The organism is Sphingomonas panaciterrae, from assembly GCF_036890205.1.
In the GTDB taxonomy this organism is placed as follows: domain Bacteria; phylum Pseudomonadota; class Alphaproteobacteria; order Sphingomonadales; family Sphingomonadaceae; genus Sphingomonas; species Sphingomonas panaciterrae.
This window is the reverse complement of record NZ_JAKNQR010000005.1, coordinates 110626-130842: the sequence shown is the minus strand read 5'-3', so window position 1 is coordinate 130842 and position 20217 is coordinate 110626. Positions and strand designations below refer to the sequence as shown.

The following is a 20217-nucleotide window of genomic DNA, read 5'->3' as shown; positions in this document are numbered from 1 at the left end:
GCGATGACCGCCTTCAAGATCCGAGGCCATCCTTCATGTCCGCTTTTCCTCACGCCGAGGCCGGGATGGCCCGGTCTCCCGACTACATCCTGGTTTCCGCCCCGCCACCGGTCGTCCTCGCCTACGGTATCGACGTCGATTCCACCGCGCTGCTCGTGGAGCTGGAGGCCCGCGGCGAGGCTCCTGATCTCGTCCTGTCCGCCGATCCCGGGGCCGAGAAGCCCGAGACCTATGCCTATCAGGAGATGATGGCGGCGTGGATGGCGGCGCGCGGCATCCCCTATGAGATTGTCCGGTACGTTCCCCGACGCTTCAAACACTGGCCGCCTTACTACTCGATCCTGGCCAATGTGCTCACCAACGCAACGCTTCCCAGCATCAGCCTGGGCCGACATAGCTGCTCGCTCAAATGGAAGGTCGCGCCGCAGGATGCCTACCTTCGCGACTGGGCGCCGGCGCAGACCGCCTGGTCTCGCGGTCAGAAGGTCGTTCGCCTGATCGGCTACGATGCGTCGCCCGCCGACAGTCGTCGCTACGCGCACGCCTCCGCCATCGACGACCCCCTGTTCGAGTGCCGCTATCCGCTGCGCGAATGGGGCTGGACCCGCGATCGCTGCGTGGCGCGCATCGTCTCGGCCGGCCTGCCGGTGCCTCCCAAATCAAGCTGCTTCTTTTGCGGAGCGATCCGGCCTGACGAGGTTCGCGCGCTTCCCTCCTGGTGCCTGCGCCTGATTGTCCTGATCGAGGCCCGAGCCGAGCCCCGGCTCCGGTCCGTCGAAGGCCTGTGGCGCCGCTCGACCAAGACCAAGCCGGGCAAGATTACCGACTTTATCCGGGCGGAGCGGCTCCTTCCCGAGGCCGAGATCGCGGCGATCCGCCGCGACGCCCCGACCAACCTGATCCGTTTCCAGGACGCGGCCAGCCTCGTGCCGGTCTCAGAGCGTCCGACGATGGAAGCCTGGATCGCGACCTTCAATGCCGGCCTGATGGAGGCAGAATGACAGACCAGCTCTCCCGCATCGCCACGCTCAACGATCGCGTCCGGCAAGGTCTCGATCCGGCGGCGCGGATCGTCATCACCGCCGCTTGCGCAGCGGCGCTCGCCGAAGGCTCAGACCCCGACGCGACGCTGCGCGCCCATGGCGAATTGCTGATGGCGATCGACCGGTGCGCCTTCGCGGCCGACGAGCGCGATGAACGCCGCCGCGGCGAGGTCCTGTTCAGGGGCAGGGCGATCCGCTTTGCGATCGACTATTATGATCGCTCGCTCGAATGGGGCTCCGAGGATCCGGGCGACCCCGATGTCACGACACGGGTCATGACGATCATGCTGCCCGAAGACGATTAGGTGCCTCGCGCGCCGCTCCATCCCTTTCGGAGGAATGATATGCGCCGGATCACCCCGGCCACGCCCGAGCACGGGCAGGCCATCGCCATCGCGGTCGAACGACTGCGCGAAGCGCGGACTCTTCTCCGCCAGGCTGGCGCCCGCCAGGCGGCGTCGGCCGCCGGCAAGGCGATCAGCAGCGCCGAAGGCGCAGCCCGCCACGTCCAGCACCGGATGCGGCGCAGCGGCGGATAAGCCGCAATGCTCCGCAACCGAGGCCGGGCAGCATGCGTCCGTCCCGGGCGGGGCGGCCGAGCGCGTGCCGGTCAATTCATGCGCGCCGAGGCGCGCACAACCGAAGGAGGTCCATATGGCCGATCGCGTATCCGCCTCGATCATCGTCGGAGGCACGCTCAACGCCGCCGAGTTCGACGAGCTGGTCGACATCATCGCAAGCGAGCGACTCGCCATCGAATGGGACGGCGAGCCTTTCGAAGCGCATCATCATGTCGCGGGTGAGCCGCTCAGCCTCTTCGCCCATGAGGTGGCCGGCGGCAGCTTCGACGATCTCGAAAGCTGGTGCCTTTCCCATCGATTGCCCTTCGTTCGATGGTGCGGCGGCTATTCCGGCCAGTGGGGACCTGAACGCGTCGTTTCGACCGGCGACGAGCGCATCACGTCCTACGCGGTCACCGAGGATGACGAGGTCGTCATCAGCCGAAGCAAGATCGAGATGCTCGGCTCGTTCGAGGCCGTCCTCGCGCATTTCGATACTGCCGAATTCACCGTGCCGCCGCTCGTCGTCCGCGGTGTCGATGCCGACAACCCCGCCAGCCACGGAGGCCGTCATGTCCAATAGCTATACCAAGGCCGCGTTCGGCATTGCGGTCACCAGCGCTGAGGCCGATCTTCTTCACCGCGTCGTCGGCGCGATCGAGATGATCGACGATGCCGAGATAGGCCTCGACGTGCTCGAGGCCCACTATCGCGACCTGGGCGCGGACTTCGCCGCGCTCTTCCCGCGCACGCCGGAGAGCCCGTTCGACGGGCTGCTCGACCTCTTCCGGGACGAAAATTATCCGAGCCTAGATTTCGACATCGACTTCGCCGGGCCCGATGCGGACGGCGTGGTCGTGGTCTTCTTATCGGGCGAGCAGTTCGGCGTGGAGACCGCGGCCAAGCTCATCCAGCGCTGCGCCCCGTCGGCATTGCCGTTCGGTTTCGAGTGGGCCTCGGATTGCGACAGGCTGCGCGCCGGCGAGTTTGGCGGCGGCTATGTCGCGATAACCGCCGACACGATCGAATATGGCCACACCTCGCTGATGCTCGATCGTGCCATCGCCCGGGCGAGCGACGAAGGCGCGGACGGTTTTGTCCTTGCCACGCGCAACGGCGAACCCGGCCTCAGCTTCTGGAACAATGAGGACGGCTTCGGCAGCCTTGCGCGGGCGACCGTGTTCAGCGAGACCGAGGCCGCGAAGTTCGACCTTCCGATCGCGGACGATCAGCCCGAATGGCTGGCGATGCCAGCGCCGCTGCGTCTCTGAGGGCAGCGGGAAGTCCTTTGCGCAGCGCACGCATCCCGATAGCTTGTCATCCGGGAGCCCGCCGATGACTTCGATCCAGACCGACTATGATTCCGCGCGCGCGGCGCTGACGCGCCTGATCCCAATCGCGATGAGCGACACCGGCCAGGCGCGCCGCGTCGCGAACTTCCTGATGGCTTGGTGGAATGGCCCCGATCTCGGCCATTTCGAGATTGCCGATCTCTTCGGCCTCGATATCGCCATCGCCAACGACATCACCAGCGTTATCGGCTTCCTCGGGCAGAACGACCGCGGCGCCGTCTACATCGATAGCTTGGGCTTTGCCGAGGAGATGCAGGACATCATCGCCCTTTGGCGTCCTTCGCTCGCGCGAAAGTCCTGACTCCCGTTCCACTCGGTCAGTGACACGATCCCGACGGCGCCGAAGTGGCGCTTGTCGGAGCGGCGCTGACGCGCCTTACTCGGCCGAACGGCCGAGGAGAGGAGGGGGTCAGAGAAGGTGTTCGGACAAGGGGTTCGAGCGAACTTTCTCAGGAGACCACCCATGAACATCGGCACCATCACCCAGAACGCCAGCGGCACCTACACCGGCAAGATCTCGACGCTGACCATCGCGATCGTGATCGCGCTGCGCACCGTCCACTCCGCCAATCCCCGCGCGCCCAAGTTCGAGATCCTCGCGCTCTCGGCTGCCCGCCAGTGGGTTCAGGTCGGCGCGCTGTTCGAACTCTCGTCCAACTCGACCGGCGAGACCTTCCTCAACGGCAAGATCGAGGATCCGAGCCTCGACAAGCCGCTCTACATCTCGGCCTTCCGCCAGGAGGACGGCTCCTACAACATCGTCTGGTCGCGTCCGACGCGCCGCCGCGATGCGCCCACCGACACGATCGCGGCCGACGACGGCCTGCCGCCGCTGCCGGGCGCGGGCGAGCCGGCGGCGCCGGCAGGCACGGACGGGCTCGGCGAATCCTCGGCCGATGGCGCGTTCGGCGGAGAGCCCGCCTCCGGTGGCGAGCCCGCTTCCGGCGGCCGTCGCCGCCGCCAGCCCGAGATGGCCGACTGACCTCACGCCGTGCGCCTCATCGGGCGCACGGATCACCAGGGCTCGCTTCGCTCCCCCCGGCGAAGCGGGCCCTTTTTTCTGTTTCCGGCTATAGGCCGGACACCGATCTTCGGTAGAATCCGGGAAGCCGCGGACACGCGGTCAGCAAGGAGTGCCGATGGCGGCCGATGATCAACCCGTTTCCTGGACCGGCCGCTTCACCGACCTCGGGCGGGACGATCAACGAGCGCTTGCAGCGCTTGTGAAAGACGGCGGGGCGATCCCCGACACGATCGAACGTATCCTGCCGCGGCTCGGCCGAAGCCACCGCGTGGAACTGCTTCGCGAGCCCGGGACCAATCGCATCGTCGGTGCCGGCGTCCTCAAAGACCCGTCCACAAACTATCGTTGCAAGAAGTTCGCCGAGGCCGGCGTGGCAATCGATGGCTATGAGGATGCCCCGGAACTTGGCTACATCGTCGTGGCAAAGGACATGGAAGGGCAGGGCCTCGGGGAGCGCCTCGTTCGCGCCGTGGCCGATCCGCTCACCAAAGCCTGCTTCGCCACGACCGACAATCCCAGGATGCACGGGAAGCTGAGCCGGGCGGGCTTCTCGCGCCAAGGCCAGGACTGGCAAGGCGCCAGAGGGAACCTCTCGCTCTGGACGCGACCTGCCCGATAGTCAGCCGCCGTCCTTGAATTTATCCGGAAACTCCGTATATTCCGGGCAGGAGAATCGCCATGCCCCAGACCGCCAGTTCCGTCGAGGTCTCGAAATCCTTCGGCCGCTTCAGCCGCCAGGCCCTCGAGAGCCCGCTGACCATCACCCATCATGGGCATGAAAGCCTCGTGCTTCTGTCGCATGCCGAATATCAGCGGCTCAAGAGCCGTGATCGTCAGGTCTACACGCTCGACAACATCCCGGACGAGATTGCCGAGGGCGTGCGCGCCGCGCGAGCGCCTGCCGAGGCAGCCGCGTTCGATAACGAGGTCGAGTCCTGACGCGTGAAAATACCTGAACCGGTTCCAGGCCTCGTCATCCGCTACGCCTATCTCTGGAGCCACGAAGCCAAGGCCGGCCACGAAGAGGGCAGCAAGGACCGCCCCTGCGCCATCCTCCTGACCGCAACCACCAAGGCCGGCGCAAGAATGGTCACCGTCCTTCCGGTGACGCACACGCCCCCGGCTGACCCTAAACTCGCGGTGGAGATCCCGGCGGCGACGAAGGCGCGCCTTGGCCTCGACGACGAGCGATCATGGGTGATCCTCACCGAACTCAACCACTTCCAATGGCCCGGCCCCGACCTGCGTCCAGCGCCCGGCGATCCGGCCGGCGACGTCGCATACGGCGTGCTCCCGGCCAGCCTCTACGAGACCATTCGCACGCGTTGGCTTGCCGCCTACGACGCTGGCAAGATCGCCCAGGTTAAGCGGACCTCCTGACCCATTGCGCCGCCAGACGCGTCCAATGAGATGACGCTGCATTTGCCGGTCAATCGCCGATCGGCCCCGCATCGACGTGGTGGGTCCCCGTCATCCTTTGGTGCCAGCGCCTTTCCGTCGCCGGTTCCTGACACCTGCGGCGAGACGGCCGCGTCCCACAACCCCATCCGCTCGCCCGTGTTGCCGCTACGCGGCTGCCCGCGCCAGCTCGCTCCCGGGGTTTCCCTCCGCGCTTCGCGCTCCGGTGTCGGCCGCGCCCGCACGCCGCTCTTCGGTGTCACCGGCGGAAAGGCCGCCGCAGCATCGGAAGGAGCAGTCCCATGAACAACGTCAACATCACCGGCCGGGTCGCCAAGGACCCCGAGACGCGCGGCACCGTCACCACCCTCATCGTCGCGACCGATCGCGTGAAGCTCAGGGACGGCAAGACCTATGTCGACGAGGCCACCGGCTACACCGCCAAGGAAACCGAGTTTCACAAGATCACCTGCTTCAACGGTCTCGGCCGTGCCGCCGCGATCCGGGAGAAGGGCAACGTGGTCGCGATCACCGGCCGCCTGCATTATTCGAGCTGGGAGGACCGCGACGGCGTGACGCGCTACGGCTGCGAGATCATCGCCGACAAGATCGACTTCTTCTGAAGCGCAACGGAGCGGCGCTCACGCGCCGCTCTGTCCGCCTGTGTTCAGGCCGGAAGCCGCATCGCCGGCGCCGGGATCGTCGGCGTCAGCAGGTCGGCCACGCTCTGCGTGAAACCCAGCGCCAGCACCACCTCGTCGCGCGACAGGGTGAAGCTGCGCGCCAAGCCGTCGACCAGCAGATCCTTGAACCGCGCGGCGAGTGCCTCCGCGGCGTCCCGGATCATGGCCTCGTCCATCGCCAATCTCATGACGCTCTCCATGCATCGTGATCCTGCGCCCCGACTCCGTATAGCATTTTTCGTGCCGCCGGCGGACCGACAATCGATCGATCGATGTCAGTCGAGCTGGCCCGGGTAGTTCTGGCGGCGGCCCGCCTCGAGATTGCGCACCATGTTGTCGACACCGATCTCGAAGAACTCGGCGAAATGGAAATTGGCGTGCTCCCTGAGCTTCCACTGGTGCTCCGAGATCACGGCGATCACAGCATTGGCGAGCGCGATAACCGCAGACCCTTCAAGCGGATAATCCTCGTAGATTCGCCCCGGATCGAGGAAATACTTCTTGTCCAGGTGCGCGAAGAACCGGTCCCGGCGGCCCATGATCGCCGCGATCGTCGGCCGATGACTCTCGAGCGCCGCGACCTGCGCGTCGAGCACATCGGCGGGTGGTGTGCCCGCCTTCCAGGCGATGTTTTCCCGGTTCTTCCGACAGAACTCCAGAAACGCAAACACGCTGCCCTCCGCCCGGCGGGGATCCTCGAGCAGCCGCGCGACGGCCAGGTGGAGGTCGGTCTCGGCCGACAGCATCAATGGATAGAGGATCGGCTCGATCGTCCAGAGGCGATCGCCATGGATTTCATGCTGCCGGAGCAGCTGCGCATAGACGCCGAGCTTGGCGGCCAGGCCGGGTGGCTCGGTCCCGTGCAGCAGCGTCGCATAGCGCGACAATCGCTCCTCATAGTTCGCCTGGATCAGGGCCTTCACGCGCACTCCGCAGGTTCGTCAAAGACGCTGCTTGCCAGATTTGCCCGCCGCCTGCGACCTGCCGTCGTCGCGCTGTCATCAACCGCCAATGGTTCGACGCATCCCACCCTGCGGGCGGGACCGGCGCTCTACTCGCTGTCGCTCCCGGAGCCCCGTCTCCGCCGGGTCTCCGCCCTTACGGGTGACGATCACCTTGCGGGGAGCGTGAGGAGAGGTGGTGACCAAAAAATCTCTCTCTCTGAATTCCTAGTTGTGACGTGCGGGGATCCGAGCCCGTCAAGGATGAGCGGTTCCCCCAATTTTCACGCACCCTGCGCTGCGCTCCGGGCCCGAGAAAATCGGCTCCCCCGCTCCCCGCTTCGCGGCGTTAACCGGGATCCGACTGGCGCCGGCTTCCCGGTTAACGTCCCTGACCGGCACGACCGCCGCACGTCGAATGAGAAGCCTCATCGAATGGATGAGATTCCAAGGAGGCTATCATGCAGACCAGTTTCACCAACTTCGCCGACCTCGCCAGCCACATTGCCGCCGCGCGCGAAAACGAGGACCTGACCCAGACCTACGAAGGCGCTTTCATCGAGCATAGCGAGATGGCCAAGCTCAGCATCGTCGAGGCGCCGGAAGCGCTGGACATGCCCGACCCCGAGCAAGTCCGGGCCGCCGTCGAGATGATGATGCAGACGATGTTCGATGTGCTGCGCGACACGCGCATGGAGGCCTTCGCGACCGATCTCGCCTGGGGTTTCGCGAACAGCTTCCACGTCGTGGCGAAGCGGATCGAGGGCCGGGAGGACGACGCGGCCAAGAAGCTCGGCGACCTCGCCCGCGCCTACGACCCCTCCGAGATCTACGCGACCGAACTGGAGGACACGCAGCTCCTGTGTCAGACGCTGCAAGGTTGCCGGGAAGCGATGGAATGCATGCGCGACCACGCCGCCGAAGTATATCGCGTCGAAACCGGCAAGCCCTTCTCGCCGGTCCGGGGAAGCAGGGTGTCGAGCGCGCTCAACGCATCGATGATCGACGCCCGCGACTATCTCGCCTCACGCGCCCGCGAGCGCCGCGAACAGTTCGCGCCCGAAGGACCTGTGGTGGCCTTCTCGGGCGGTCAGGTCTGGGAAGACGGCGACCTGCTCTGGAAGGGTCTCGACAGCATCAAGGCGCGCATCCCGGAGATGATCCTCGCGACGACCGCGCAGGCCAAGGGGTGCGATGCCGTGGCGCACGCATGGGCCGCCTCGCGCGGCGTAAAGGTAATCCAGTTCCGCCTCGATCGCAGCCAGGGCAACCGCGCCGCCTTCGTCCGCAACGACCGCATCCTCAACCTCAAGCCGGTCGAAGCGGTCATCTGCGAAGGCTCGGGCATCCAGCAGAATCTCGCCCAGAAGCTGCGGCAGGCGGGTGTTCCGCTGCACATCGTCCGCCTCACCCAGCAGCGGGGCCAACGCGCCGCCTGAGGCGCTTGTCCGAGAGGCTCCGGCGTAAGCCGGGGCCTCTCTTCCTTTCTTGCGTCGACAAGCGGCGCTCAGGGGCATCGAGCCCCTTCGCGCCGCGAGACTGAGCGCCTGCGCGCTCGCTCCGGCATCCCGCCGCTGGCGGAAAAGGAGAGGGGGAGGATCGGCTGCGGTTCAACAAGGGAGGACGAGATGTCCATCACGTTCCGTATCGCGACGGCGGCCGATGACCAGCCGGGTCCGCGAGCCACCATCAACGCCCGGCAACTCGCCGCCTTCCGGACTTTCCTTCGCGAGGAAAGCGCCCGCTGCAGAGCCGTTCTGCTCGACCCCGACGCGCCCGAGGACGAGTATCTTTCCTATCACTTCGAAGCACGCGTCTGCCCACTCGCGCTGGCCGCGATCGCGAGGATTTTCGACTTCGACGCGGACGTCATCAGCGTCGTCGAAGAGGCCCAGTTCCGATGCCGCCGGGTCAGCGTATGGCGGGACGAGGGGGCAGCAACGATCGCCATGCGGGTCGCTCTCACCTCCGATCGGGGCCTCGAACTCGATCTCGCCTCGGGCAACGCCGCTGTCCTGCTTGAGAGCCTCGGACTGGCGCCGGACAGCATCGGCGAAATACCCATAGATGCCGTCCGCGTGCGGCTTGCCAACCCGGCCGTCCGGCGCCGTGCGGAGGAGGAGGGGATCACCCCGTATCTTGATCGGCTCGACCAGCTCATCGGCCTGGCCGACGCCGACGACACTTCGCGGCTGGAATGGGCATAGCCTCCGCCCGTTCCCGCCGCCGAAGGAGGGCGCGTCACCTCGCATGGCGCGCCCTTTTTTGCCGCTCAGGCTTGCGCCGAATTGCCGGGCGCGGGCTTCAGGAGGGCATCGATCGCGCGTTGCAGATGAAGCGACGCCTCGTCCTCGCCGATCGCGCCGAGATACTCGCGCGCCTGACGCATCAGCGCCAAGGCGAGCGCCCGTGTCACGCCCGGATCCTTCTCGTTGAGGTCCATATCGCATTCCGGAGCGCGACCATCATCGGAGCAACTTGGGCGCTCTCGCCAAGCAACTCCCGCGCTGGGGCGCGGGAGCCGGGGCTGGTAACACGTCGAGACATGCGCCTACGCTTTTAGTGCCGAGGCACCTGGACATATGCGCAGGCACCCCGGCGTGAAACCACACCGAGTTGCCTTTCTCGACGGGATTACCAGTCCCGGCGCCACGGCCTTCGCAGCGCAGCGCGGGAACTAACACAGACCATCCGCGACACCAAGGCACAGCGGCCATGCCCTACTGCCACTGCGACGGGCACCCCTGATCAGCCCTTGGGCGGGGTCGCGCGCCCGGCTCCTCTTCTCTCCCTCCGCCAAAACGGCGGCGTCTCGAACGAAAGGGCGCTCGAGCGCTCAATCCCCTCGCACCTGGAGCGCAACCATGACCGTATCCGCAACCCACGCTGCCGTCGCCGCCATCGCATCGATCGACCGCGAAACGGCACGGCTGCGGCGCCTCCTCAACCACCGAGAAACCTTTCTCTCCGGAATCGATCGCGCCGCCCTCACGACCGCCGAAAACGCCCGGATCGCGGAGCGGGAAGCGGCCCTGTCGCTGGAGCTTCGGCTCCGCGAGATTGAAGGGGACGCGCTCCTCTGGAGGCTGTTCCATGACGGCATGGAATAGCGAAGGCTGCCAGACGCAGGCTCGCTCGCGTGACGCGCGGACCCGCCGGTCCGCACGCCGCTACGCCTCGGCCTGGTCCTCCGACCGAGAGGAAACATCTCTCACAGTCTTCCCATTCTGTCGGCCGGGCGAGGCCGCCTCAAGGACGGCGGGGCCCCACCATTTTCTCCGGCGGATCGAGCGCAGCGCTCCCCCCTCGACACCGGTGGCCGCCGAAGAAAATCGTGACCCCCACCGCCGCTGCGCGGTCGCCGGCAAGCCGGCGATCCTTGACCCGACCTCACCCGCCCGACGCGCCTTCCCCTGTCATTCAAGACAGACAGGAGCATAGCCATGCAGACGATCACCAACACCGCCGCCGCCCACAACAACGCCTACTTCGCAGCGGTCGCCAACGCGGAACGCCGGGCGCTTCACAGCTTCTTCGATCAACATGTCATCGAGGATGAAGAGCAGGGATATCTCGCCATCGACGAGGGCGATTACGGGAACCTCACACCGGCGATGATCGACCGGATCGTCTACACCGCGCCGGGCGGGATCCTCGACGAGTTCTGAGACCGACAAAAAGGGGAGGGGCGCGCGTCGCCTCTCCCTTTTTTTGCTGGGAGGAATACGGGCATAGGGGGCATCGAACCCCCTATGCCCGTGCCGCAGCGCTGCCGCGGCAGGCTGGGTTCAGGCTCTCAGCCGCTTTTCGACCTCGTCGATTCCGAGCGATTTTACCCGCTCGACGATCGCGGTCAGCCGCTTGATCTCAAGCTTCAGCAGGCCCGTTTTTTCCACCGCCGATATGGCCTGCTCGCGCTCTCGCTCTTCGAGCTTTCGGCGGCGTTCCTCCAATCGCTGTGCATCCGCTTCGAACGCTGCGCGCTCCTGTTCCAGTGTCTTTGCCATAGGTGCCTCTGTTCAAGGCTGATCGGGCTATGAACAGTTTGACCATAGCGGGAGAGCCTCCGCCCCGGAAGGAGAAGAATGGTGCGGGGGCGCATCGGGCTTCTCGCCCGATGACGGCTCTATTCGCTAGGGCTGCCGCACCCCGTTGGGGCCCGGCACCCCAACCTCACGGAGCCAAGGCATGCGCCTTGTCTCCGCCCATTCGGGTGACGATCCTCGCCTGACCAGGGCGCCCGCTGGCGGGACCGCAGCTTCGCGAGGGCCGATTCTCGCCGTTCCGCCTGCCGGCGGACCTCTGCCCAGCCGGACCCGGCTACGGGCCATTTCCAACGACCTCCGGACAGGTCCGGGACCATATAGCGGTCTCTTGGGATATGCGCACACCCTACGCACCTGAAGGTGCAGGATTCCCGTGTTCCCTCAATAGCTTAGGGCGACCGGAGAGCGTGCCACGGCGTGGGACGTTCGCGAGGGAGTCTGTTTATCCCAAGCCTTCAGTGACTTAGCCGTGCCACGTGGTGCCACGCGCTCTGTGTTCCCCATTTCTCTTTGCCGCCCACCGCGCGATCGGTTATATCTCCACACGCTTTCTCAGGTCCCCACCAGCCTCTCTGCTAGGAGGCTGGTTTGTCCTCGACGACACGGCACTGCACGGTCCGGCTCGACCGCCAGCAGTATGATCGCATTCTGGCCCTCGCGACGGACCAGGAATGCAAGCCCTCCGAGATCATCCGGGCGGCAGTCGATGCCTATCTCGGCACGGCGAGCGTCATCACGTCCAGCCACCGCCGATTGGCGCGGATCAGCGAGTTCATGCAGCTCGCGCTCGACGTCATCATCAGCGAGCAATATCCCGAATTCCGCGAGCGGATCATCGCCAATGCGGACAAGCGCCTGGAGCAATACCATGGCGCGTAAGGACATCCGCACCGATGGCCGCGCCATACCCCTGACCCATCATTCGGCGCGGGGCAAAGTCCATCGCAACGCCGGCAATTTCACGCGCGGAAGCCAGCTTCTCACCCACGAGATGCTGATGTGGTTCTCGGGCGCGAAGCTGCCCTTCATCCTGTGGTTCTTCGCCTTCCTCGCGGCCTGGTTCATCATCTTATCGCTCAAGCTCGACGAGCACGGCTTCCAGCTCGTCTGCATGAAGCTCTACGCGATGCTTTGGGACTGGGTCGGACTGGACCCTGCCAAGCGGGTCAACGTCACCCTCCCCAACGGCGAAATCCACCGCACGATCATGGCGGTCGTGCAGTATATGCCCGAGGTCCAGAGGGCCTGGAGTGTGGCCGTGCGGGGCCTGCTCGGCGCCATCCTCGTCTCCGTCTTTCTCACGATCCCGCTGACCATCTGGTTCGTCGATATTTCGCGGCGTCGGGGCCGGTCGATCCTGCAGGAGCGACACGAGCGGGGCGCCATGCTAGTCGAGCGCGAACTGCTTCTCGCGGAGGTGTCCCAACACAACCAGGCGGCGTTCGAAAAGGAAGCCCGGGAGTGCCTGCCCGACCTCTCGCCGCGGCAGGTGCTGCAACTGCCCTTTGCGGCGCGCAAGGCCGCCGGGATCCACCATCCCTACATACTCGCCGGCATCCCGTTCCCGCACCGGATGGAACAGTCGCACACGATGCTGGTCGGCACCACCGGGTCGGGCAAGACGACCGAGCTGCGCAGCCTCGTCAAGCAGATGCGCGAGCGTCAGGACAGCGCCGTCATCTTTGATCTCACCGGTGCCTATGTCGAGGCATTCTATGACCCCGAGCGCGATACGATCCTCAATCCGATGGACCGGCGCTGCCCGGCATGGTCGATCTTTTCGGACTGCTGCACCCACAGTGAGTTTACCGCCGCCGCTGCGGCCCTGATCCCGTCGGACGGCGGCTCCTCAGAACCGTTCTGGGCGCTCGCGGCGCGAACTCTCTTCATCGAAATGTGCGTCCGCCTGCAGGAGCGTGGTGAGACCACCAATCTCGCGCTGTCGGAACATCTGATGACGGCCGATCTAAAGCGCGTTCACCGCTACCTTCAGAACACCATCGCCGACCCTCTGACGGCCCCGGAAGCCGCCCGCATGGCGGAGTCGATCCGCGCCGTCTTCAACACGAACGCGCAGGTCCTCCGCTTCCTGCCAGACGAGGGTCCGCGCTTCTCGATCCGCGAATGGATCACGGGTGAGAAGAAGCCAGGCTCCATCCTTTTCATCACCTCAAATTACGTCGACATGCCGATGAACCGGGCGCTGCTGACGCTCTGGATGGACCTCGCCATCAACCGGCTCATGACCATGCCGCGCACGCGGTCGCTGCGCACCTGGTTCATGTTCGACGAGCTCGGCGCACTTCACCGGCTGCCAGCCATCGAGAATGGCCTTCAGACGGCCCGCGCCTTCGGCGGCGCAATGATCCTCGGCATCCACAGCTTCGAAAAGCTGGTCGAGGTATATGGCGAGCAGGGCGCCCGCAATCTCGCCTCGCTTGCCCGCTCCAAGCTCATCCTCGCGACCGCCGATCTCGACACCGCCGAGCAGTGCGCCCGCTATATCGGCAACCGCGAAGTCCGCCAGATGGATGAGGCCTACAGCTACGGCTACAACAACACGCGCGACGCCTCGACGCTGACTCCGCGCAAGCAGGTCGAACCGCTCGTGATCGCCGACGACATCACGAACCTGCCCTCGATGCATGGCTTCGTGAAGTTCCCCGACGGCTTCCCGGCCGCTCGGATCAAGCTCGTCTGGAAGGACTATCCCCAGGTCGCGGACGGCTTCCTGCCCCGCCCCGACATGAAGCCGGTGCGATCGAAGCGCGGAGAGGAAGTGTTCGACGGAGAAGGGGGTGGTGAAGCCGGTGGGCGTGATGGTGCCGGCCAGGTGATCCAGGAGGTGGTAGAGCCGGTCAACGTGGCGAAGGAAATGGCCGCGCGCATCCTGTCTGCCGAGGTCGATGCGGAGAAGGAATCGACCAGCAAGGCGGTTCACGAAAACAACGCCGACCGCGACGGACAGGCACCCCGTCAACATGCGGCCGACATCGCACAGACTGCGCGCGCGGCAGCAGAGCAGGAGGCAGCGCAGGCCCGAGAACGTGATGATCGAAAGGACGGTCGCAGCCATCACAGCGCGCCGCGGGTCGAGGATCAGACGATCGTCGAGCTACGCCAGGATTTCTCCGCCGGCCGCGAGCCTGACGGCATGGACATGGGGATCTAGCCAGTGCTCTCGGTCGCCTCCGTCCGTTCCGCCTCCGGCGCCGCCGGCTACTTCGCCAAGGACGACTATTACACCGTCGACGACAGCTCGGAGGTCAGTGCCTGGGGCGGCGAGGGCGCCTCCGACCTGGGCTTGTCCGGCGAGGTGGCGAAGGATGCCTTCGAAGGCATCCTGAACGGTATTCTGCCGAGCGGGGAGGGCGTGGCACAGGTCGAGAACCGGCGATCGGGCGTCGACCTCACCTTCTCGGCTCCGAAGTCGGTGTCGCTGCTCGCCTATGTCACCGGCGACAAGCGGATCCTCGGCGAGAACGGCGCCAACATGAAGGCGGTCGCGCGGGCGATGGCCTGGGTCGAGAAGAACCTCGCCGAAGGGCGCAAGGACGTGGAAGGGCGCAAGGTTCCGGTGCAGACCGGCAACCTCGTCTTCGCCTTGTTCCAGCATGACACGAGCCGCGCCCTCGATCCTCAGGCGCACGTCCACGCAGTAATCGCCAACCTGACCAAGATGCCCGACGGCAAATGGCAGGCGCTCCATGCCGACAAGATCTGGAGCAACAACACGGTGATCGGCTCGATCTACCACGCCTTCCTGCGCGAGGAGATGGAGAAGCTGGGCTACAGGCTAGAGCTCAAGGGCAAGCACGGGACGTTCGAGGTAGCCGGTGTCCCCAAGGCGGTGCTGGAGGCGTTCAGCCAGCGCCGCGAAGCCATTCTCGAGAAGGCGGCCGAGCTCGGCATTACCTCTCCCAAAGGGCGCGACAGCGTCACCACCAATACGCGCGATCCCAAGCTGAATGTTGAGGACCGCGACGGCCTCCGACGCGAGTGGATCGAGAAGGCGGCGGCCCTCGGCTTCGATGGCAAGGCCCTGCTCGAGGCGGCGCTTGCAAGATCCGAACAGCGCGAGCCGGGAAGCGCTCTCGAGCGCGGCTATCGCGCCGTCTCCGAGGCGCTTACGAACGCCTGGGAAAAGCTTGGCGACATCCTCAAGCCGCACGATCCTCTCGTCGATCGGGGCCTGGCTCGGGTGACCCACTCGCCGGCAGAAGCTCGTGCGCAGCTGGCTGTTGCGTCCGCCGTGCGCATGCTTTCCGAGCGTGAAGCCGCCTTCAACGTCAACCAGCTCGGCAAGACCGCTCTGGATCTCGGTCTGAAGGGCGTCACGGTCGACCATGTCGAGCGGCGGATCGCTCAGCTTGTGGAACGCGGCCAGCTGATCGCGGGCGAGGCGCGCGTGGGCGACACCCGGCCCCGCATGGTGACCACGCAGGAGGCCCTCAGGACCGAGGAGCGCATTCTCAAGGCGGTGGAGCAGGGGAAGGGCGCTTCCACTCCGATGATTGCGGCCAGCGAGGCTCCCGAGCGCTTGCAGGCACATGCGGATCGCGAGCTCAACGCCGGGCAGCTCGCCGCCGCCACACTGATTGTCTCTTCGGAGGACCGGACGGTGGTGGTGCAGGGCATAGCCGGCGCCGGCAAGTCGACCATGCTGCAGTCCGTCGCGCGGGTCGCCGAGGCGGAGGGGCGGGCCGTCACGGGCCTCGCCTTCCAGAACAAGATGGTGGCGGACCTCGCAGAGGGCGCCGGAATCAAGTCCCAGACCATCGCCTCCTTCATTCTTGCCAACGAGCGGCACGTCACGAACCGGCAGGGCGACGCCTATGAGCAGGCGCGGGCCGTGTTCGGCGGCCAGATGCTCGTCGTCGACGAGACCTCGATGGTGTCGAGCGACGACATGCTGAAGCTCCATCAAATCTCGGCCGCGCTGGGCGTCGACAAACTCGTTCTCGTTGGCGACCGGCAGCAGCTCTCCTCGATCGATGCCGGAAAGTCGTTCGCGCTCATCCAGGCCGGCGGGGGAACCATGGCGCGCATGGACGAGAACATCCGCCAGCGCACCGATCAGCTGCGCACCGTCGCGGCCCTGGCCAATGTCGGCGAAGCGGGCAAGGCCATGAAGGTGCTTGGCGACAGCGTCATCGAGCACAATAGCCCGGCCTTGCACGCAGCCGAAATGTGGCTCGGACTCTCGAGCGCCGATCGGGAGTCGACGGCGGTGTTCGCGTCGGGCCGCGCCTCGCGCGCGATCATCAATCAACGCATTCAGGACGGGCTTGCGGCCGAGAAGACCGTGCGCGGCGAGGGGATTCACCTCACCGTCTACGAGCGGGTGAATACCACGCGCGAGGAGTTGCGGTACGCATCCACCTACCGGCCCGGACAAACCCTCGAGGTAGGCAGGGGAGGCGGTCAGGACGTCGGCCTCGCCGCCGGCCGCTACGACGTCGACAAGGTCCACCCCAACGGCAAGGTCGATCTTCTCGACGGTCGCCGGCGCATCCGGTTCGACCCACAGAAACTCTCGCCAACCGAGAAGCGCGACCGCCTTCAGCTCAGCGAGAAGAAAGATCTTCATCTGCGCGAAGGCGATCGCATTCGCTGGACCGCCAACGACAAGGGGAGGGGGCTCCACAACGCCGCCCTCGCACGCGTCCTCACCATCGATGCGAGCGGCGTCACCGTCGAAACCGCGAGCAAGGAGCGGCTGACGCTCGACCTGGGCGATCCGATGCTGTCGCGGCTCGACCTCGCTTACTCGCTGAACATGCACATGGCGCAGGGCATCACCACCGACAAGGCGATCACCGTCATGTCGAGCCAGGAGCGCAACCTGTCCAACCAGCGCCTGTTCAACGTCGGCGTCACCCGCGTTCGCGACGAAATGACGATGGTGGTGGACGATAAAGCGAAGCTCGAGCGCCAGCTCGACAACAACCCCGGAAACAAGACCTCGGCGCTCGAAACGGTGGGTCGGCTCGACGTCGACCGGGAACGCGGCACGGGCACCAGCCCGCGCGAAAAATTCGATCCCGGCCCTGTCGATCTGTCGGACTTGCCGCCTTTGCCAGGCGACCCGCCGCTTCCGACTGCCGGGAAGGGCCAGGCTGCGTCTGCACCGGGCGATCCCCTCAAATCACCGCCCGAGCTCAAGCCCGACCGCAGCGACGTGCTGCCGCCGCTGCCGGAACGCAGCCTGGGGCTCGATCTGTGACGACCGACCGGCCGGACCGCCGGATTGAAGGAGACGACGATGAGTGGATGGGATTTCGACGACGTCGGCAAGTTCGGCAGCGACAAGGCAGCCGAGGACTTCGCCAAGCGCAACAATGTGGATCCCCGCGACATCCGAACCCGCGACAAGGGCGATGGCGTTGAACTGGAGATCCGGCGCTCCAGTCTGGACCGGCGTGGGCTCAAGGACAGCGGCGAGGGGCGCCGCGACGGCTGGTAACCGGCAGACCGGCGCGGCCCCGGTTGTTGGCCGCGCCTTCCATTCCGAGGGGTGACGCAATGACACAACTGTTCGGATCGCCAATCGCGACCGTATTTCTTATCGTCTGCGCGGTCATTATACTTGCGCTGGTGAAAAGCGCGGCGGCACCGAGTGGACCGCCCGCGCCGGTGGCCAAGCGCTTTCTTACCGACCGCGAGCTGGCCATGCTCGCGGCGATCGAGCGCGCCCTGCCCGCACACCGCATCCACGCGCAGGTGGCAATGGGGGCTCTCCTGCAGGTTCCACGTCGGCTCGGGCGCAAGGTGTCCCCCGCTGATCGAAACAGCTTCTCGCAGAAGATCATCGACTTCGTAGTGCAGGACCGGGAGACTGGAACGATCGTCGCCTTGATCGAGGTCGACGACTATACCCATAACGCCGCGACCGACGCAAAGCGTGATGCGATGACATCGCGCGCTGGCTACACGACGATCCGCATCGCGGCAAAGACCAAGCCGACGCTGGCGAATGTCCGTGAGGCGCTCGCACCGTTGCTTCATTCGGATCGATCTGCGGGCGCGATCGCGGATCGGGGGGCGAACCATGCTTGAGACCCAGATCATACTGGCGATCTACGCCGCATCGCCGCTGTACCTCAGGGGTGATCTCGCCACCCCGGCATGGGTGCGCCTACCGAGCATTCTAAAGCTTCCTGCCGGCCTTCGGCGGGACGTCCGCATCGGGACTATCGCCGGCCTCGCCCTCCTCGTCTGGGTGGAACTGGCCAGTCACTCGTCGGCGCTCGGAAGGGCCGAGTGCGCGGCGTGGTTGGCGGTGCTTGTCGAGTGCCCCGCCTTTCTGAAGATCGCGATGCACCGCGACCAAGGCGTCTACTATCAATCCAGCGTCGAAGGGGCTGCGTAGTGGCGATCGACGACCGCGACTATACGCGCGAGCGGTATCGCCAGCGGCAGAAGGTTGATCCCGGCAAGCTCCGCTGGGGCTTCGGCAAGGCAGCGAGGGACGCAAACGCGCCGAAGACGAAGTCAACGCCGCTTGGCAGCGCTTCGTTGAATCGACGGAAAATCTCGCGACGACTTCACGCCGCCATGGTCCAGCGCTGGCAACCGCGGCCACCACTCGGGGGGAGAACGGAACCCGTAATGGAACAGTGCGACCTCTTCGGCGAACCGCCGCCTCAATCCCAAGCGGAAGAAGTGACCAAGGTGCCCCTCTCCCCGCTCGCCGCGCCCTGCGCTTTCAGGAACCGATCGAACAAATCCTGCCAACGCCTCGCTCGCGATCCGATCAGGCTGGACGGGCGCACGCTGCACTATCACGGCCGGCTTCTCCTCCACTGTCCCTTGGTATGCTTCAATGGCGCCTCGGCCGAGGAAACCCGGGTCTATGCCGAGGCAGCAGAATGACGGCCAGCAGCCCTGTCCGGTTAACCGGCGTGGTGGACATGACGCCACGTGGGCTGATGCTGATCGAGGGAGACGGGATGCGCTGGCGGCTCGTTGGGGACGTGATCGCCGGACACCTGATCGGTAAGTCGGTCACCGTCGAGGGAATGATCATCGGGGCGGCCATCACGGCCTATTATCTGGCACCGGCGCCGGAGACTTCGCCATGCTGATCCGGGCGACCGCATTCCCATACCGTCGACCGGGGTGCCCGCATTGCGGCCATCTGATCAATCACTGGCCGCGCGACAGCAATCTCGAGAGCTGCCAGCTCTGCCTGCGCCCGATGATCCTCCTTCGACGGCCTACGGACTGGAACGGGCCGAAGCGGCTGCGCGGGCTGCTCGACATCGGATTTGCACTGTACGGCCTGCTCACGATCGGGCTCGTTGCGGTCTTCATCGTCACCGGGCTGTCACCTCACGGCTTTGCCAAGGCAATCTCGGTTCTGCTCTTCATCATCGGCACCGTATTGGCGACCGACGGCGTGCTCGGGCTCCGCTCCGGAATGGACAGGACGGGCAAGCGGCTTCGCGTGGGGCGATCGGCACGCGTCGTTGCCGGCGGGAAGCTCGCTGCGGGCGCGGCGGCGATCCTGCTTTTGTGCATCGGTCTCACCCTCTGAGTAAGGTGGTGCACGAGAGCTTGCGGCGCTTTGCACCAAAGTGGATGTTATCCGCCCGCGCTCAAAGCGGCGGCATCATCCATGACCGTGTCCGGATCGCCGAAGCGATAGGACGCCAATTCTTCGCAATCGCTCCTGCTGAGAGGACTCTTGCTGTAGGTGCCTCGAGCCCAGCTGCTTGTTGTGGTGTGCCTTTCCCCTAACCGCAGCATCTCGTCGTGCGGTGCGACGTACCAGACACCGCGGTCGGGGAACGCGATCCAGATGTCTCGGCCGATATATTTCTTATCGATGGTCCACCGGCCTTTGAGCTGCACCAGCTTGGTATCGCCAGTCGCCTCGTTCAACAGGATCAGGTCGATGCCATTGTCATAGACCGGCAGATAGGCGTTGTAGCCTTGATTGAGTGCGACGGTGACGAGCGCATTGCGGTTCACCACTTCGACAGCATCGCTGGTTAGCTTCATCATCCCTCCTGATACCGTTCGCCCACATGGTCCCGTGCTTTGTGGCAGCTATAACCAAGCCGATACCGGCGACTTCTGCGACGGCGCCTGCTGCACGGTAGAATATCGCAAAAAGCTGATTCAAGGTCTCTGCAATCAGGGGTAGTCATGCTCCGCTACCCGGG

General features: G+C 65.6%; 29 protein-coding genes. 24 read left to right on the top strand and 5 right to left on the bottom strand.

The annotated features are described in order from the left end of the window. Window positions 1-35 precede the first annotated feature (35 nt). The 11 genes from L8F96_RS13645 to L8F96_RS13595 all read left to right on the top strand — a co-directional run bounded on the left by L8F96_RS13645 (window position 36) and on the right by L8F96_RS13595 (window position 6000). On the top strand, window positions 36-1001 hold the full coding sequence (locus L8F96_RS13645) for a hypothetical protein (protein WP_046407161.1): 966 nt from the start codon (window positions 36-38) through the stop codon (window positions 999-1001). Then, window positions 998-1348 carry a DUF3768 domain-containing protein gene (locus L8F96_RS13640; RefSeq protein WP_037448212.1) on the top strand — a complete coding sequence of 117 codons (351 nt, stop codon included), beginning with the start codon at window positions 998-1000 and terminating at the stop codon, window positions 1346-1348. The genes L8F96_RS13645 and L8F96_RS13640 overlap by 4 nt, the downstream gene beginning before the upstream one ends. Before the next feature lie 39 nt (window positions 1349-1387). Then, complete coding sequence (locus tag L8F96_RS13635; protein WP_037448208.1) at window positions 1388-1582, top strand: hypothetical protein; 195 nt, start codon at window positions 1388-1390, stop codon at window positions 1580-1582. 115 nt (window positions 1583-1697) lie between these two features. Beyond that, window positions 1698-2186, top strand: a complete 489-nt coding sequence (locus L8F96_RS13630) for a hypothetical protein (protein ID WP_170170816.1) — start codon at window positions 1698-1700, stop codon at window positions 2184-2186. After that, window positions 2176-2874 carry a hypothetical protein gene (locus L8F96_RS13625; RefSeq protein ID WP_037448204.1) on the top strand — a complete coding sequence of 233 codons (699 nt, stop codon included), beginning with the start codon at window positions 2176-2178 and terminating at the stop codon, window positions 2872-2874. The genes L8F96_RS13630 and L8F96_RS13625 overlap by 11 nt, the downstream gene beginning before the upstream one ends. Before the next feature lie 64 nt (window positions 2875-2938). Beyond that, window positions 2939-3256, top strand: a complete 318-nt coding sequence (locus L8F96_RS13620; RefSeq protein WP_037448201.1) for a DUF7673 family protein — start codon at window positions 2939-2941, stop codon at window positions 3254-3256. Window positions 3257-3418: 162 nt separating this feature from the next. After that, on the top strand, window positions 3419-3937 hold the full coding sequence (locus L8F96_RS13615; protein ID WP_334656282.1) for a DUF736 domain-containing protein: 519 nt from the start codon (window positions 3419-3421) through the stop codon (window positions 3935-3937). 157 nt (window positions 3938-4094) lie between these two features. Further along, window positions 4095-4598 (top strand): N-acetyltransferase, encoded by a 504-nt coding sequence (locus L8F96_RS13610; RefSeq protein WP_037448195.1) that lies wholly within the window; start codon window positions 4095-4097, stop codon window positions 4596-4598. 59 nt (window positions 4599-4657) lie between these two features. Then, window positions 4658-4918 carry a type II toxin-antitoxin system Phd/YefM family antitoxin gene (locus L8F96_RS13605; protein WP_037448192.1) on the top strand — a complete coding sequence of 87 codons (261 nt, stop codon included), beginning with the start codon at window positions 4658-4660 and terminating at the stop codon, window positions 4916-4918. 3 nt (window positions 4919-4921) lie between these two features. Continuing rightward, entirely contained in the window at window positions 4922-5359 is a 438-nt protein-coding gene (locus L8F96_RS13600) for a hypothetical protein (protein WP_037448189.1), read from the top strand. A gap of 320 nt (window positions 5360-5679) precedes the next feature. Further along, on the top strand, window positions 5680-6000 hold the full coding sequence (locus L8F96_RS13595) for a single-stranded DNA-binding protein (RefSeq protein ID WP_037448186.1): 321 nt from the start codon (window positions 5680-5682) through the stop codon (window positions 5998-6000). A gap of 44 nt (window positions 6001-6044) precedes the next feature. Here the strand turns inward: L8F96_RS13595 and L8F96_RS13590 are convergent, their stop codons facing one another. Together L8F96_RS13590 and L8F96_RS13585 are read right to left on the bottom strand one after the other, a co-directional pair. Further along, window positions 6045-6236, bottom strand: coding sequence for a hypothetical protein (locus L8F96_RS13590; RefSeq protein WP_037448279.1), 192 nt, complete (start codon window positions 6234-6236; stop codon window positions 6045-6047). A 99-nt stretch (window positions 6237-6335) separates the two neighbouring features. Beyond that, window positions 6336-6947 carry an AbiU2 domain-containing protein gene (locus L8F96_RS13585; RefSeq protein WP_037448276.1) on the bottom strand — a complete coding sequence of 204 codons (612 nt, stop codon included), beginning with the start codon at window positions 6945-6947 and terminating at the stop codon, window positions 6336-6338. Between the two features lie 515 nt (window positions 6948-7462). On the opposite strand from L8F96_RS13585, the gene L8F96_RS13580 reads away from it, so the two are divergent. Continuing rightward, a complete protein-coding gene (locus L8F96_RS13580) occupies window positions 7463-8440 on the top strand; it encodes a DUF2493 domain-containing protein (protein WP_037448183.1) in 978 nt (325 codons plus the stop codon). A gap of 189 nt (window positions 8441-8629) precedes the next feature. Continuing rightward, complete coding sequence (locus tag L8F96_RS13575) at window positions 8630-9208, top strand: hypothetical protein (protein WP_046408783.1); 579 nt, start codon at window positions 8630-8632, stop codon at window positions 9206-9208. 65 nt (window positions 9209-9273) lie between these two features. Here the strand turns inward: L8F96_RS13575 and L8F96_RS13570 are convergent, their stop codons facing one another. Beyond that, window positions 9274-9444: a hypothetical protein gene (locus L8F96_RS13570; protein WP_164521873.1), complete on the bottom strand. Its 171-nt coding sequence runs from the start codon at window positions 9442-9444 to the stop codon at window positions 9274-9276. 421 nt (window positions 9445-9865) lie between these two features. On the opposite strand from L8F96_RS13570, the gene L8F96_RS13565 reads away from it, so the two are divergent. Then, complete coding sequence (locus L8F96_RS13565; protein WP_037448177.1) at window positions 9866-10111, top strand: hypothetical protein; 246 nt, start codon at window positions 9866-9868, stop codon at window positions 10109-10111. 333 nt (window positions 10112-10444) lie between these two features. Beyond that, complete coding sequence (locus L8F96_RS13560; RefSeq protein ID WP_046408781.1) at window positions 10445-10669, top strand: hypothetical protein; 225 nt, start codon at window positions 10445-10447, stop codon at window positions 10667-10669. A gap of 120 nt (window positions 10670-10789) precedes the next feature. Here the strand turns inward: L8F96_RS13560 and L8F96_RS13555 are convergent, their stop codons facing one another. Next, window positions 10790-11008 (bottom strand): hypothetical protein, encoded by a 219-nt coding sequence (locus L8F96_RS13555; protein WP_010339735.1) that lies wholly within the window; start codon window positions 11006-11008, stop codon window positions 10790-10792. 627 nt (window positions 11009-11635) lie between these two features. Between L8F96_RS13555 and L8F96_RS13550 the strand changes: the two genes are divergently transcribed. The 9 genes from L8F96_RS13550 to L8F96_RS13510 are packed head-to-tail and all read left to right on the top strand — an operon-like array spanning window position 11636 to window position 19586. Next, window positions 11636-11926 (top strand): hypothetical protein, encoded by a 291-nt coding sequence (locus L8F96_RS13550; protein WP_010339736.1) that lies wholly within the window; start codon window positions 11636-11638, stop codon window positions 11924-11926. Continuing rightward, the gene (locus L8F96_RS13545; protein WP_046408780.1) at window positions 11916-14219 is read left to right on the top strand and encodes a type IV secretion system DNA-binding domain-containing protein; all 2304 of its coding nucleotides are present in this window, start codon (window positions 11916-11918) and stop codon (window positions 14217-14219) included. The genes L8F96_RS13550 and L8F96_RS13545 overlap by 11 nt, the downstream gene beginning before the upstream one ends. Before the next feature lie 3 nt (window positions 14220-14222). After that, window positions 14223-17273, top strand: a complete 3051-nt coding sequence (gene mobF / locus L8F96_RS13540; protein ID WP_046408779.1) for a MobF family relaxase — start codon at window positions 14223-14225, stop codon at window positions 17271-17273. 39 nt (window positions 17274-17312) lie between these two features. Beyond that, a complete protein-coding gene (locus L8F96_RS13535; protein ID WP_046408815.1) occupies window positions 17313-17513 on the top strand; it encodes a hypothetical protein in 201 nt (66 codons plus the stop codon). A gap of 59 nt (window positions 17514-17572) precedes the next feature. After that, a complete protein-coding gene (locus L8F96_RS13530) occupies window positions 17573-18106 on the top strand; it encodes a DUF2726 domain-containing protein (protein WP_046408778.1) in 534 nt (177 codons plus the stop codon). After that, window positions 18099-18419, top strand: coding sequence for a hypothetical protein (locus L8F96_RS13525; RefSeq protein WP_046408777.1), 321 nt, complete (start codon window positions 18099-18101; stop codon window positions 18417-18419). Before L8F96_RS13530 ends, L8F96_RS13525 begins: the two co-directional genes overlap by 8 nt. Beyond that, on the top strand, window positions 18419-18922 hold the full coding sequence (locus L8F96_RS13520; protein WP_046408775.1) for a hypothetical protein: 504 nt from the start codon (window positions 18419-18421) through the stop codon (window positions 18920-18922). Before L8F96_RS13525 ends, L8F96_RS13520 begins: the two co-directional genes overlap by 1 nt. Continuing rightward, window positions 18919-19134, top strand: coding sequence for a DUF5818 domain-containing protein (locus tag L8F96_RS13515; protein WP_126002492.1), 216 nt, complete (start codon window positions 18919-18921; stop codon window positions 19132-19134). The genes L8F96_RS13520 and L8F96_RS13515 overlap by 4 nt, the downstream gene beginning before the upstream one ends. Further along, the gene (locus L8F96_RS13510) at window positions 19128-19586 is read left to right on the top strand and encodes a hypothetical protein (protein WP_126002493.1); all 459 of its coding nucleotides are present in this window, start codon (window positions 19128-19130) and stop codon (window positions 19584-19586) included. Before L8F96_RS13515 ends, L8F96_RS13510 begins: the two co-directional genes overlap by 7 nt. Before the next feature lie 47 nt (window positions 19587-19633). Here L8F96_RS13510 and L8F96_RS13505 read toward each other — a convergent pair whose 3' ends face one another. Then, window positions 19634-20053 carry a hypothetical protein gene (locus L8F96_RS13505; RefSeq protein ID WP_126002494.1) on the bottom strand — a complete coding sequence of 140 codons (420 nt, stop codon included), beginning with the start codon at window positions 20051-20053 and terminating at the stop codon, window positions 19634-19636. Window positions 20054-20217: the final 164 nt, after the last annotated feature.

Bases quoted from the DNA above. Each gene is read 5' to 3' on its own strand.
- L8F96_RS13615 (WP_334656282.1), top strand. From the start codon at position 3,419: ATGAACATCGGCACCATCACCCAGAACGCCAGCGGCACCTACACCGGC.
- L8F96_RS13605 (WP_037448192.1), top strand. From the start codon at position 4,658: ATGCCCCAGACCGCCAGTTCCGTCGAGGTCTCGAAATCCTTCGGCCGC.
- L8F96_RS13580 (WP_037448183.1), top strand. From the start codon at position 7,463: ATGCAGACCAGTTTCACCAACTTCGCCGACCTCGCCAGCCACATTGCC.
- L8F96_RS13535 (WP_046408815.1), top strand. From the start codon at position 17,313: ATGAGTGGATGGGATTTCGACGACGTCGGCAAGTTCGGCAGCGACAAG.
- L8F96_RS13640 (WP_037448212.1), top strand. From the start codon at position 998: ATGACAGACCAGCTCTCCCGCATCGCCACGCTCAACGATCGCGTCCGG.
- L8F96_RS13560 (WP_046408781.1), top strand. From the start codon at position 10,445: ATGCAGACGATCACCAACACCGCCGCCGCCCACAACAACGCCTACTTC.
- L8F96_RS13590 (WP_037448279.1), bottom strand. From the start codon at position 6,236: ATGGACGAGGCCATGATCCGGGACGCCGCGGAGGCACTCGCCGCGCGG.
- L8F96_RS13565 (WP_037448177.1), top strand. From the start codon at position 9,866: ATGACCGTATCCGCAACCCACGCTGCCGTCGCCGCCATCGCATCGATC.
- L8F96_RS13635 (WP_037448208.1), top strand. From the start codon at position 1,388: ATGCGCCGGATCACCCCGGCCACGCCCGAGCACGGGCAGGCCATCGCC.
- L8F96_RS13575 (WP_046408783.1), top strand. From the start codon at position 8,630: ATGTCCATCACGTTCCGTATCGCGACGGCGGCCGATGACCAGCCGGGT.
- L8F96_RS13625 (WP_037448204.1), top strand. From the start codon at position 2,176: ATGTCCAATAGCTATACCAAGGCCGCGTTCGGCATTGCGGTCACCAGC.
- L8F96_RS13620 (WP_037448201.1), top strand. From the start codon at position 2,939: ATGACTTCGATCCAGACCGACTATGATTCCGCGCGCGCGGCGCTGACG.
- L8F96_RS13570 (WP_164521873.1), bottom strand. From the start codon at position 9,444: ATGGACCTCAACGAGAAGGATCCGGGCGTGACACGGGCGCTCGCCTTG.
- L8F96_RS13610 (WP_037448195.1), top strand. From the start codon at position 4,095: ATGGCGGCCGATGATCAACCCGTTTCCTGGACCGGCCGCTTCACCGAC.
- L8F96_RS13530 (WP_046408778.1), top strand. From the start codon at position 17,573: ATGACACAACTGTTCGGATCGCCAATCGCGACCGTATTTCTTATCGTC.
- L8F96_RS13630 (WP_170170816.1), top strand. From the start codon at position 1,698: ATGGCCGATCGCGTATCCGCCTCGATCATCGTCGGAGGCACGCTCAAC.
- L8F96_RS13555 (WP_010339735.1), bottom strand. From the start codon at position 11,008: ATGGCAAAGACACTGGAACAGGAGCGCGCAGCGTTCGAAGCGGATGCA.
- L8F96_RS13545 (WP_046408780.1), top strand. From the start codon at position 11,916: ATGGCGCGTAAGGACATCCGCACCGATGGCCGCGCCATACCCCTGACC.
- L8F96_RS13595 (WP_037448186.1), top strand. From the start codon at position 5,680: ATGAACAACGTCAACATCACCGGCCGGGTCGCCAAGGACCCCGAGACG.
- L8F96_RS13645 (WP_046407161.1), top strand. From the start codon at position 36: ATGTCCGCTTTTCCTCACGCCGAGGCCGGGATGGCCCGGTCTCCCGAC.
- L8F96_RS13515 (WP_126002492.1), top strand. From the start codon at position 18,919: ATGACGGCCAGCAGCCCTGTCCGGTTAACCGGCGTGGTGGACATGACG.
- L8F96_RS13510 (WP_126002493.1), top strand. From the start codon at position 19,128: ATGCTGATCCGGGCGACCGCATTCCCATACCGTCGACCGGGGTGCCCG.
- L8F96_RS13505 (WP_126002494.1), bottom strand. From the start codon at position 20,053: ATGAAGCTAACCAGCGATGCTGTCGAAGTGGTGAACCGCAATGCGCTC.
- L8F96_RS13525 (WP_046408777.1), top strand. From the start codon at position 18,099: ATGCTTGAGACCCAGATCATACTGGCGATCTACGCCGCATCGCCGCTG.